Below are 12,403 nucleotides of genomic sequence, written 5' to 3'. Positions count from 1 at the left end.
CGGCACTGCCGGACAACAATAAAAACAGGATGAAAGCATGACTCCATTAATGCTGATGCTAATCGCCGGTGCCGGTATCGCACTGCTGCTGTTTCTGGTCCTCAAGTACAAACTCCAGCCCTTCGTGGCCCTGATGCTGGTCAGCATCATCGTCGCGCTGGTAGCCGGGGTTAAGCCCGCCGATCTGGTTGCCACCATTGAGGGCGGCATGGGCAAGACCCTGGGGCATATCGCGATCATCATCGCCCTGGGCGCAATGATCGGGCGCATCATTGAGTTGTCAGGCGGTGCCGAGGCGCTGGCCAAAACGCTGATCGAACGCTTCGGCAACCGGCGCACACCGCTGGCCCTGACCGTCGCGGGCTTCATCGTTGGCATTCCGGTGTTCTTTGAGGTCGGGGTGATCATCCTCATGCCACTGGCCTATGGCGTGGCACGTACCGCACGCAAACCGCTGCTGATCTTCGCCCTGCCGATGTGCGCAGCATTGCTCGCGGTGCACGCCTTCCTGCCGCCGCATCCGGGTGCTGTTGCCGCTGCCAGCCAACTGGGCGCCGATCTGGGTCGGGTATTGCTGCTGGGTATTCCGCTGGTGGCGGTGGTTTGCGCGGTGGGTTACTTCATTGCCGGGCGCATGACCCGCAAGACCTACCCGATGACCGATGACATCCGGGCCGAGGTCTACGGCCCGCACGTGACCAACGCCGATCTGCAAGCCTGGGCGCGCAACGACTACTCCACTGTACGTGAAGTGGTGCAGGACAAAGAGTTCGGCGCCGAAGCCAGCGCCAGTAGCCTGGCCAAGAGCCTGCCAGCCGCACCGGCACCGGGTTTCGGGATGATCATCGCGCTGATCCTGCTGCCGATCGTGCTGATTCTGCTCGGCACCCTGGCCACCACCATGCTGCCGGTCGGTTCGACCCTGCGCGACATCCTGACCGTACTCGGCGCGCCGCTGGTGGCGCTGCTGATCGACACCCTGCTGTGTGCCTGGCTGCTCGGCTCGCGCCGTGGCTGGAGCCGCTCGCAGGTCTCTGATGTGATCGGCTCGGCGCTGCCGGGCGTGGCCATGGTGATCCTGATCGCCGGTGCTGGCGGCGTGTTCGGCAAGGTGCTGGTCGACACCGGTATCGGTGCGGTCGTTTCCGAAGCGCTGCGTCACACCGGCCTGCCGGTTCTGGCGCTGGGCTTTATCCTGACCATGCTGCTGCGTGCAGTACAGGGTTCGACCACCGTGGCGCTGGTCACCACCGCAGGCATTCTCAGCCCGCTGATTGCCACCCTGGACCTGTCGGCCAACCAGCTCGCGTTGCTGTGCCTGGCCATGGGCGGTGGCGGCCTGGCGATGTCGCACATCAACGACGCCGGGTACTGGATGTTCACCAAACTGGCCGGCCTGAACGTGGCCGACGGCTTGCGTACCTGGACTGTGCTGGTCACCCTGCTGGGCACCTTGGGGTTTGTATTCACCCTGCTGCTGTGGCCTTTTGTCTGACGCTTTGAAGACCGGAGTTAATATGCCTCGTTTCGCCGCCAACCTCAGCATGCTGTACCCGCAGCATGACTTCCTGGACCGCTTCGCTGCCGCTGCCGCCGACGGCTTTGCGGCGGTCGAGTATCTGTTCCCGTATGACTACAGCCCTCAGGAGTTGAAGCAGCGTCTTGACGACAACGCTCTGGTACAGGCGCTGTTCAACGCCCCACCGGGCGACTGGGCGGCGGGCGAGCGTGGCATCGCCAGCCTGCCGGGCCGTGAACAAGAATTCCGGGGCGGTATCGCCAAGGCGCTGGAATATGCACAAGTGCTGGGCAATGACCGCATCCACGTGATGGCCGGTCTGCTGCCCAGCGAAGAGCTGCGCGCCAGGCATCAGGCGGTGTATCTGGAGAATCTGGCCTATGCCGCTGCCCAGGCAAAGCCCTTGGGTATCACGGTGCTGATTGAACCGATCAACACCCGTGACATGCCGGGTTTCTTTCTCAATCGCCAGGATCAGGCGCAAGCCATCGTGCAGCAGGTCGGTGCAGACAATCTGAAGGTGCAGTTCGATTGCTACCACTGCCAGATCGTCGAAGGCGACCTGACCGCCAAACTGCGCCGCGACTTTGCCGGGATCGGCCACATCCAGATCGCCGGCGTGCCGGACCGTCACGAACCGAACCTGGGCGAGCTGAACTACGCGCACCTGTTCGAGGTGATCGACCAGTTGGGCTATACCGGCTGGATCGGCTGCGAGTACCGCCCCAAAGGCGATACCAGCGAAGGCCTGGAGTGGCTGCGCCGCCTGTAGGAGCGAGCCCGCTCGCGAAAGAGCCTGTCCAGGCGCAACATATCCAGCGCCTGGCAGGTAGCCTTCGCGACCAAGGTCGCTCCCACCGATGATCGACCAAATGACTATGCCGACTGGATTGGCTGCATAACCGATGTATGGTCTGGTTTATTCGTCTTCCGGCTGGTCGAACTGGTCCTTGATGTAGCGGATTTCAGTCCGGCCATGCGGCGCGGGCTGGCCGTCTTCGCCGAGGTTGACGAAGACCATCTTCTCGACGGTCAGGATGCTCTTGCGGGTGATCTTGTTACGCACCTGGCAACGCAGGGTGATCGAGGTGCGGCCAAACTCGGTAGCGGTAATCCCCAGTTCGATGATGTCGCCCTGGCGCGAGGCGCTGACGAAGTTGATCTCCGAGATGTACTTGGTCACCACCCGCTGGTTACCCAGTTGCACGATGGCGTAGATCGCGGCCTCTTCGTCGATCCAGCGCAGCAGGCTGCCGCCAAACAGCGTGCCGTTAGGGTTGAGGTCTTCGGGTTTCACCCACTTGCGGGTATGGAAGTTCATGGTCTCTCCTGAGTGACTGCCGATGGATGGCCCCATCATGGCATATAAAACCTTGGGAACCATCGCAAGCACGGCTATACTGCCACCCGTTTTCAAACGGTCATCAACACTTGATACCGTTCCCGCCACCTGTCCGAGGGGCGCTGCAGCAGGTTTACCCTGTCAGGCTCGGATGGGGCGTTGCTCGCCAGCCTCCGGCTGCGGGCTTTATAGGTGTAAACCTGAACGCACAACGGCGCCCATTCATACTTTATGGAATGGAGTCTCTTCAATGAGCGCTGCAAACACGCCCGCAGATTTCAACGACTACAAGGTTGCCGACTTCTCCCTGGCCGCCTGGGGCCGTCGCGAAACCATCATTGCCGAATCGGAAATGCCTGCCCTGATGGGCCTGCGCCGCAAATACGCCGGTGAGCAACCGCTCAAGGGCGCGAAAATCATCGGCTGCATCCACATGACCATTCAGACTGCCGTGCTGATCGAAACCCTGGTTGCCCTGGGTGCCGAAGTACGCTGGTCGTCGTGCAACATCTTCTCGACCCAGGACCAGGCCGCTGCCGCCATCGCTGCTGCCGGTATTCCTGTGTTCGCCTGGAAAGGCGAGACCGAAGAAGAGTACGAGTGGTGCATCGAGCAGACCATCCTCAAGGACGGTCAGCCTTGGGACGCCAACATGATTCTGGACGACGGCGGCGACCTGACCGAAATCCTGCACAAGAAGTACCCGCAGATGCTCGAACGCATCCACGGCGTTACCGAAGAAACCACCACCGGCGTTCACCGCCTGCAAGAGATGCTGGCCAAAGGCGAGCTGAAGATCCCGGCCATCAACGTCAACGACTCGGTGACCAAGAGCAAGAACGACAACAAGTACGGTTGCCGTCACAGCCTCAACGACGCCATCAAGCGCGGCACCGACCACCTGCTGTCGGGCAAGCAAGCGCTGGTCATCGGCTACGGTGACGTGGGCAAGGGCTCGGCCCAGTCGCTGCGTCAGGAAGGCATGATCGTCAAGGTCACCGAAGTTGACCCGATCTGCGCCATGCAGGCATGCATGGACGGTTTCGAAGTGGTTTCGCCGTACATCAACGGTGAAAACGACGGCACCGAAGCCAGCGTCGACAAAGCCCTGCTGGGCAAGATCGACCTGATCGTGACCACCACCGGCAACGTCAACGTCTGCGACGCCGGCATGCTCAAGGCCCTGAAAAAGCGTGCTGTGGTGTGCAACATCGGTCACTTCGACAACGAAATCGACACGGCTTTCACCCGCAAGAACTGGGCGTGGGAAGAGGTCAAGCCACAGGTACACAAGATCCACCGTACCGGCCCGGGCAGCTTTGACCCGCATAACGACGACTACCTGATCCTGCTGGCCGAAGGCCGTCTGGTGAACCTGGGCAACGCCACCGGTCACCCGAGCCGCATCATGGACGGTTCGTTCGCCAACCAGGTGCTGGCGCAGATCTTCCTGTTCGAACAGAAGTACGCCGACCTGTCGGCCGAGCAGAAAGCCCAGCGTCTGACCGTTGAAGTACTGCCGAAAAAACTCGACGAAGAAGTGGCCCTGGAAATGGTCCGTGGCTTCGGCGGCGTAGTGACCAAACTGACCAAGACTCAGGCCGACTACATCGGCGTGACCGTCGAAGGCCCGTTCAAGCCAGACACTTACCGCTACTGATCAACGTCTGCCCTGTGGTGAAAATCCTGTAGGAGCGAGCTTGCTCGCGAAAGCAATCGACCAGGCGCAACATATGTTGTGCCTGGCATGGCCTCTTCGCGACCAAGGTCGCTCCTACCGGGGCAGCGATCAAGTTTCTGCGCGTTATCGCGGATATGTCCGCATCAATATGAGACCGGCCAGATGAGCCAAGAACGCCGCTACAGCTTCGAGTTCTTTCCGACCAAGACCGATGCTGGCCATGAAAAGCTGCTGAATGTTGCCCACCAACTGGCAGCCTACAATCCCGACTTTTTCTCCTGCACCTACGGTGCGGGCGGTTCGACCCGTGACCGCACGCTCAATACCGTGCTGCAGCTCGAAAACGAAGTCAAAGTTCCTGCCGCACCGCACCTGTCGTGCGTCGGCGACACCAAGACCGAACTGCGTGAGCTGTTGACGCAGTACAAGAACGCCGGCGTCAAACGCATCGTTGCCCTGCGCGGTGACCTGCCTTCGGGCATGGGCATGGCCAGCGGTGAGCTGCGCTACGCCAGCGACCTGGTGAGCTTCATTCGTGAAGAAACCGGCGACCACTTCCATATCGAAGTCGCCGCCTACCCGGAGATGCACCCGCAAGCGCGTAACTTCGACGACGACATCGCGCACTTCGTGACCAAGGTCAAGGCCGGTGCCGACAGCGCGATCACTCAGTATTTCTTCAGTGCCGACTGCTACTTCTACTTCATGGAGCGCGTGCAGAAGCTGGGTGTGGATATTCCCGTAGTGCCCGGCATCATGCCGATCACCAACTACAGCAAGCTGGCGCGCTTCTCGGACGCCTGCGGTGCGGAAATCCCGCGCTGGGTCCGCAAGCAACTGGAAGCCTACAGTGACGATACGGCGAGCATCCAGGCGTTTGGCGAGCAGGTCGTGACCGAGATGAGCGAACGCCTGCTGCAGGGCGGCGCACCTGGGTTGCACTTCTACACGCTGAATCAGGCAGAACCGAGTCTGGCGATCTGGAACAATCTGAAGCTGCCTCGCTGAAAGCGCTGCGCGACGACCGTTCGGAACGTCGACAGCCTTTGATGGCCCTGAGGCATTGCTTCGGGGCCGTTCTCCTGATAAAAACCGTCATACAGCCGGACAGCCGTGCAGAACACCGATTCTGATATACTCCGGCCTTCCCGCCAGGCTTACGCCCGGACGCTGGGTCTTGCAATAGGCATCTCGATCGCGCCGATGCAGTCACGAGATGGATTTCTGACCCCGCAGCACCGGACGGGATCGCGTCCCGACAAGCTCCTGAAAATCTACAGCACACATACGCTGCAGGTTCAGGCAGCCTGAACGCCATTCCGCCAGGCATGATCATTCCAGAGCACAAGCTCCAAACCAGAACAGGATTTCTCATGTCCTTTGCTTCCCTCGGTCTCTCCGAGGCTCTAGTCCGCGCTGTCGAAGCGGCGGGCTATACCCAGCCTACTCCCGTGCAACAGCGGGCGATTCCCGCCGTGTTGCAAGGCCGCGATCTGATGGTCGCCGCCCAGACAGGTACTGGTAAGACCGGTGGTTTCGCCCTCCCGATCCTGGAGCGGCTGTTCCCCAACGGTCATCCGGACAAATCCCAGCGTCATGGCCCGCGCCAGCCGCGCGTACTGGTCCTGACCCCGACCCGCGAACTGGCCGCCCAGGTGCATGACAGCTTCAAGCTGTATGCCCGCGACCTGAAGTTCGTCAGCGCCTGCATTTTCGGCGGCGTAGGCATGAACCCGCAGGTCCAGGCCCTGGCCAAGGGCGTTGACGTGCTGGTCGCCTGCCCGGGCCGCCTGCTCGACCTGGCCGGCCAAGGCAGCGTCGACCTGTCCCACGTTGAAATCCTGGTCCTCGACGAAGCCGACCGCATGCTCGACATGGGCTTCGTCCATGACGTCAAGAAGGTCTTGGCCCGTCTGCCGGCCAAGCGCCAGAACCTGCTGTTCTCGGCGACCTTCTCCAATGACATCGTGTCGCTGGCCGGCAAGTTGCTGCACGACCCGGAGCGCATCGAAGTCACTCCGCCGAACACCACGGTCGAGCGCATCGAGCAGCGCGTCTTCCGCCTGCCATCGAGCCACAAGCGTGCGCTGCTGGCCCACCTGATCACTCAGGGTGCCTGGGAGCAGGTGCTGGTGTTCACCCGCACCAAGCACGGCGCCAACCGTCTGGCCGAGTACCTGACCAAACACGGTCTGAGCGCTGTGCCAATTCACGGCAACAAGAGCCAGAACGCCCGTACCAAAGCCCTGGCCGACTTCAAGGCCGGCGAAGTACGGATCATGGTTGCCACCGATATCGCCGCCCGCGGCCTGGACATCGACCAGTTGCCACATGTGGTCAACTTCGAACTGCCCAACGTCGACGAAGACTACGTGCACCGTATCGGCCGTACCGGCCGTGCGGGCCGCACCGGTGAGGCGATCTCGCTGGTGGCGCCAGACGAAGAGAAGCTGCTCAAGAGCATCGAGCGCATGACCCGGCAGAAGATCCCTGACGGTGACCTGCAAGGTTTCGACATCAACGCCGTAGAGGCCGAGAAGCCGGAAGTGCGCGAGCCGCGCCAGCCACGTAACCCGCGCAATGCTCGCGGCGAAGGCGGCGAGAAGTCCGAGAAGGGCAGCGGCGGCCGTCGTGACAAAGGCAAGGACAAAGGCCGCGAGAAAGACAAGGCCAAAGACAGCGCAGCGGCGCCGGCCGGTGAGCGTCCGGCCCGCAAGCCACGCGAGAAAAAGCCTCGCGAAGGCACTGGCCGTGACGGTGGTGGCCGTGAGCAACAGCCACAACGCGCCAGCACACCGCCACGTCCGCCGGCCAACCGTGATCCGGAAGAGTTTCTCGATGACGATGTAGACAACTTTGGCAACCGCGCCGACTACGTCAGCCCTTACCAGGGTAAACCTGGCCAGGGTCGTGGCCGTCGCCCGGCCGGTCAGGGTGCCAGCAACGGTGCTGCTCGCCCGCAGGGTCAAGGCCCGGCTCAGCCGCGCAGTAATGGCGGTGCACGCAACGCCAATGGCGGTTCAGGCCAGGGCAAGCGCACTGGCGGCGGTGCAGCACGCAGTGGTGCGCCACGCGGCCAGTCCCGTGATCGTCGCCCACTGCGCGAAGAGCCTGCCGTGCGTCCCCAGGAGCGTCAGCCCCCACAACCCAAGATCATGCACAAGGAGTCGAAGATCGATCGCTTCCCGACGCCAGAAATGCTCGATCAGTTGCCAAGCCGCCCACGCGGTGAAAAACCCGCGCTGCTGACTCGCAACCGCGAAGACTGAGCGCCGGATGCAAAAACGCCGACCCCAGGGTCGGCGTTTTTTTGTCTGCGCTCCATGGCTGCGTGATGCAGCCATGGTGTTGGCGGCGCGACGAATTACTTCTTCTGTACACCTTCAACAGTGATGTCCAGATCCAGAGTCTGAGAGCTCGGGCCTGGGCCTTTGATGCCGAAGTCGTTCAGGTTCAGCGTCGAGGTGCCGTTGAAGCCTGCGCGGTAGCCGCCCCATGGATCCTTGCCTTCGCCGTTGAAGGTTGCCTTGATCACGATCGGCTTGGTGACGCCGTGCAGAGTCAGGTCGCCCGTCACGTCAGCAGTCTTCTCGCCAGTGGATTTAACGCTGGTCGAAACGAACTTGGCTTCCGGGTATTTGCCGGCATCCAGGAAATCCTTGCTGAGGATGTGCTTGTCACGCTCGGCATGGTTGGTGAACAGGCTGGCGGTTTTCAGATCGACCGAGATCTTGCTCGCTTCCGGCTTGGCAGCATCAAAACTGAACTCGCCATCGAAGTCCTTGAACGTACCGTAGATGTAGCTGTAGCCCAGGTGGCTGATCTTGAAGTTGACGAAGGCGTGCTGGCCTTCCTTGTCGATCTTGTAATCAGCGGCCATGGCCTGGCCAGCGGTGAACAGTGCGGTACCCAGGGCCAGAGCGGCGAGAGACTTCTTCAACATGCTGTATTCCCTTTTTGGTTGAACTATCAATTACGACCCAGCATACGCTTGAGGGTCACATCACGATCAATGAAGTGGTGTTTCAAAGCAGCCAGGCCATGAAGCACCGCGAAGATCACGATGGCCCAGGCCAGGTAAAAGTGGATCTGTCCTGCCGTTTCAGCCTGCTGCGGCAGTCCGCTGATCAGTGCTGGTACTTCAAACAGGCCGAATACCGGAATGCCCACACCGTCGGCGGTGGAGATCAGGTAGCCGGCGGTCATTACCGCAAACAACGCGACATACAAAAACAGATGGCCGAACGCCGCGCCAATGCGGGTCAACCTACTGTAGCTGGTCAGTGGTGGCGGCGGCGGGCTGACAAAACGCCAGATCACCCGAACCAGCATGGCGGCGAACAGGACCAGACCGATGCTCTTGTGCAGGTCAGGCCCGGCCTTGCGCCAGCTGTCGTAGTAATCCAGCCCCATCATCCACAGCCCCAGGCCAAACAGGCCGAACACCGTCAGCGCCACACCCCAGTGCAGCACCCGGCTGACCAGACCGTATCGAGAAGATGAGTTACGTAGCTGCATTGCCTAATACCCTGTAAGACGTGTGATCAGACTAGCGATTTATCTATCGAAAAAAAGCGCAAAAAATTGCTCTGATGAATCGATAAACACGATCAATCCACCGGTCTTTTCATCGTGCGATTCAGACCATGGGATAACCCGCCGGTTCGCAGAGGGCCTGCAAACCGGGCATAACAGAGCATCAGCGATAAGAGATTAGGACGATATTAAGCAATGACAACTGGCCATCTGCTGGCGATGAACGGTAGCCGATGGCTATCTGGCCGATGGATCGGCTCAGCGCAAGTCGGGATGGCTGATGTTATTGCCCGCAGGCGCGGCCGGGCGGCGATCCGCTTTAGCCGGGAAGCCTTCGCGGCTGAAGCCGCTCCTACAGGCCATCGCGGCGCCATTGGCGTGGGCTGACGCCGAACCAGCGACGGAAAGCACGGGAGAAGGCGCTGGTTTCTGAATAACCGAGCAGCGGCGCCAGGTCGGAGATCGGCAACTGATGCTGGCTCAGGTAATGGGTGGCCAGTTCACGGCGCAGTGTGTCGACAACGCTCGAGAAGCTCAGATTCTGTTCGCGCAGCCGCCTTTGCAGCGACCAACTGGTCATGCCCATCTGTTCGGCGACATCATCGAGCACCGGCTCACCAGTCAGCAACTGCTGGCGAACGCGCTCGCGTACGTCGTCGGCAACCTCCAGCTCGCCGCGCAGGCTCAGGCGGCTGAGCTGGTTAAGCGAGTCCTGCATGACCAGCAGCAACACCGGATCACCCTGAGGCATGGCCCGCTGCAGGCCGCGCTTGGGGATTACCAGCGAGTTGCAAGGCTGCTCGAAGTACACCGGCGCATCGAACACCTTACAGTGCTCGTGCCAGTGCTCCGGGCGCGGGTGCTCGAAATGCACAGCGCGCGGCGCCCACTGATTGCCCATTACATGGCGAACCAGATTCAGCGCCATGCCCAAGGTCAATTCGGCGTCCTGGCGGCGGCACAGAATCGCGCCGTGGCGCACTTGATAATCGAAGCGGTAGCACTCGCCCTCGTCCACCAGGCGAATCAGGCTGTTGCGCTGGTGCAGCGGAAAGGCCCGGGCAAAGTTGATCAGCGCCTGCTCGACCGTAGCCGAGCACAGCCCGATATACCCCAGCAGCCCGAGCGCCTGGGGTTTGAATTGCTGGCCGTAGTACAGGCCGAAGTTATCGCAGCCAGACTGGCGTGATGCCTCTTCGAGCACCTGGCAATAATTGGGCAGCGCCAGGCTCAGGGTTGGATGGCTCAGTGCTTCAGGGTCGATACCCGACATACCGAGGATCCGATCCGGGTCACCGCCGTGCTTTTCGATAAAGCTGCACAAGCCGCTGGCGGCCGCAGCCAGCACACCGGCGTTGCCCTGCCCGCCGCTGAGCAATGTCATTGCTGCCGGATGATCGGGCTGGCTGAGGATAGATCCCATCATCGCCTCCTTCGTGACAATTCATTTCAGAAAGCAAGAACCACGCCGCCATCTGTTCGCGGCTAAAACCGCTCTAAATCGGCGTTTTCAGGATTTTCTCGGGTTACTTGCAGAAACGAACGCCCCAAAACGGGTCATCCGGAAACAACCGCACCCGAACCGCGCAGTCGATTTGACTCTGCACGACACCGCCGACGCATACCCTGAAAACTTGACCCTGGACGACAGCCAGCCAAGCTCAAGGTCAAGTCGAGAACATGAAAGCGACTCATGATTGGCCCAGACCTGTCTGAACTGCCCGTTCGTACAACAACAAAAAGCCGCATCGGAGAATTCGCATGATCTACGCCAAACCCGGTACACCAGGCGCCGTTATCACGCTCAAGCCGCGCTATGCCAATTACATTGGTGGTGAATTCACCGCGCCATTGGGCGGCCAGTACTTCAGCAACACCAGCCCGGTAGACGCCTCGCTGATCGGTGAGTTTCCTCGCTCCGACAGCGCCGATATCAACAAGGCGCTGGATGCCGCCCACGCCGCAGCCCAAGCCTGGGGCAAGACCTCGGTACAGGACCGCTCGCTGATCCTGCTCAAGATCGCCGACCGCATCGAGGCCAACCTTGAACAACTGGCCGTGGCCGAGACCTGGGACAACGGCAAGGCGGTGCGCGAAACCCTCAATGCCGATGTGCCGCTGGCCGCTGACCACTTCCGCTACTTCGCCGGCTGCATCCGCGCCCAGGAAGGCAGCAGCGCCGAAATCAACGAGCACACCGCCGCCTACCATTTCCATGAGCCGCTGGGCGTGGTCGGCCAGATCATCCCGTGGAACTTCCCGCTGCTGATGGCCGCCTGGAAACTCGCCCCGGCGTTGGCCGCAGGCAATTGCGTGGTGCTCAAACCGGCCGAACAAACCCCGTTGTCGATCACCGTGTTCGCCGAACTGGTCGGTGACCTGCTGCCGCCCGGAGTGCTGAATATCGTTCAGGGCTATGGCCGGGAAGCCGGCGAAGCCCTGGCCACCAGCACCCGCATCGCCAAGATCGCCTTCACCGGTTCGACTCCGGTGGGCTCGCACATCATGAAATGCGCGGCCACCAATATCATCCCGAGCACCGTGGAGCTGGGCGGCAAGTCGCCGAACATCTTCTTCGAAGACATCATGAATGCAGAACCTGCGTTCATCGAGAAAGCCGCCGAAGGCCTGGTGCTGGCGTTCTTCAATCAGGGTGAAGTCTGTACCTGCCCTTCCCGCGCCCTGGTGCAGGAGTCGATCTTCGAACCGTTCATGGAACAGGTGCTGAAGAAGATCAAAGCCATCAAGCGCGGCAACCCGCTGGACACCGACACCATGGTCGGCGCCCAGGCCTCGCAGCAACAGTACGACAAGATCCTTGGCTATCTGGACATCGCCCAACAGGAAGGTGCCGAGCTGCTCGCAGGCGGCGCGGTCGAGAAGCTGGAGGGTGACCTGGCCAGCGGTTATTACATCCAGCCGACCCTGCTCAAGGGCAGCAACAGCATGCGCGTGTTCCAGGAAGAGATTTTCGGCCCGGTGGTCGGCGTGACCACCTTCAAGGACGAAGCCGAAGCCCTGGCGCTTGCCAACGACACCGAGTTCGGTCTCGGCGCCGGGGTCTGGACCCGCGATATCAATCGCGCCTACCGCATGGGCCGAGGCATCAAGGCCGGCCGCGTGTGGACCAACTGCTATCACCTGTACCCGGCGCATGCTGCATTTGGCGGCTATAAAAAGTCCGGGGTCGGGCGTGAAACCCACAAGATGATGCTCGACCACTACCAGCAGACCAAAAACCTGCTGATCAGCTACGACATCAACCCGCTGGGGTTCTTTTGATCTGCCACAAGCCCAACACGACAACGCCCCGCCGCCGGGCGGC

At 61.2% G+C, this 12,403-nt stretch carries 10 protein-coding genes and 1 riboswitch; of the genes, 6 read left to right on the top strand and 4 right to left on the bottom strand.

Annotated features, from left to right (window positions below):
* The first annotated feature begins 37 nt into the window (after positions 1-37).
* Positions 38-1,495, top strand: a complete 1,458-nt coding sequence (locus tag NJC38_RS05815) for an SLC13 family permease (protein ID WP_045486204.1) — start codon at positions 38-40, stop codon at positions 1,493-1,495.
* A gap of 22 nt (positions 1,496-1,517) precedes the next feature.
* Positions 1,518-2,291, top strand: a complete 774-nt coding sequence (otnI, locus tag NJC38_RS05810; protein WP_253112071.1) for a 2-oxo-tetronate isomerase — start codon at positions 1,518-1,520, stop codon at positions 2,289-2,291.
* Between the two features lie 147 nt (positions 2,292-2,438).
* Here the strand turns inward: otnI and NJC38_RS05805 are convergent, their stop codons facing one another.
* Complete coding sequence (locus tag NJC38_RS05805; RefSeq protein ID WP_045486199.1) at positions 2,439-2,840, bottom strand: hotdog domain-containing protein; 402 nt, start codon at positions 2,838-2,840, stop codon at positions 2,439-2,441.
* Between the two features lie 129 nt (positions 2,841-2,969).
* A riboswitch (S-adenosyl-L-homocysteine riboswitch) is annotated at positions 2,970-3,088 on the top strand.
* A 23-nt stretch (positions 3,089-3,111) separates the two neighbouring features.
* On the opposite strand from NJC38_RS05805, the gene ahcY reads away from it, so the two are divergent.
* From ahcY to NJC38_RS05790, 3 genes are all read left to right on the top strand, one after another.
* A complete protein-coding gene (gene ahcY, locus NJC38_RS05800; RefSeq protein WP_045486196.1) occupies positions 3,112-4,521 on the top strand; it encodes an adenosylhomocysteinase in 1,410 nt (469 codons plus the stop codon).
* A 183-nt stretch (positions 4,522-4,704) separates the two neighbouring features.
* Positions 4,705-5,550 (top strand): methylenetetrahydrofolate reductase [NAD(P)H], encoded by an 846-nt coding sequence (gene metF / locus NJC38_RS05795; RefSeq protein ID WP_045486193.1) that lies wholly within the window; start codon positions 4,705-4,707, stop codon positions 5,548-5,550.
* 365 nt (positions 5,551-5,915) lie between these two features.
* The gene (locus NJC38_RS05790) at positions 5,916-7,811 is read left to right on the top strand and encodes a DEAD/DEAH box helicase (RefSeq protein WP_253112069.1); all 1,896 of its coding nucleotides are present in this window, start codon (positions 5,916-5,918) and stop codon (positions 7,809-7,811) included.
* Between the two features lie 95 nt (positions 7,812-7,906).
* Here NJC38_RS05790 and NJC38_RS05785 read toward each other — a convergent pair whose 3' ends face one another.
* From NJC38_RS05785 to NJC38_RS05775, 3 genes are all read right to left on the bottom strand, one after another.
* A complete protein-coding gene (locus NJC38_RS05785) occupies positions 7,907-8,485 on the bottom strand; it encodes a YceI family protein (RefSeq protein WP_045486189.1) in 579 nt (192 codons plus the stop codon).
* A gap of 26 nt (positions 8,486-8,511) precedes the next feature.
* Complete coding sequence (locus NJC38_RS05780) at positions 8,512-9,060, bottom strand: cytochrome b (RefSeq protein ID WP_045486187.1); 549 nt, start codon at positions 9,058-9,060, stop codon at positions 8,512-8,514.
* Between the two features lie 370 nt (positions 9,061-9,430).
* Positions 9,431-10,501, bottom strand: a complete 1,071-nt coding sequence (locus tag NJC38_RS05775; protein WP_253112059.1) for an AraC family transcriptional regulator — start codon at positions 10,499-10,501, stop codon at positions 9,431-9,433.
* A 338-nt stretch (positions 10,502-10,839) separates the two neighbouring features.
* Between NJC38_RS05775 and NJC38_RS05770 the strand changes: the two genes are divergently transcribed.
* Positions 10,840-12,360, top strand: a complete 1,521-nt coding sequence (locus tag NJC38_RS05770; protein ID WP_253112056.1) for an aldehyde dehydrogenase family protein — start codon at positions 10,840-10,842, stop codon at positions 12,358-12,360.
* Positions 12,361-12,403: the final 43 nt, after the last annotated feature.

The sequence above is a fragment of the Pseudomonas sp. 21LCFQ010 genome, assembly GCF_024129905.1.
GTDB lineage: Bacteria > Pseudomonadota > Gammaproteobacteria > Pseudomonadales > Pseudomonadaceae > Aquipseudomonas.
Note: the sequence above shows the minus strand (reverse complement) of the source record. Positions and strands in the feature narration are given on the sequence as shown.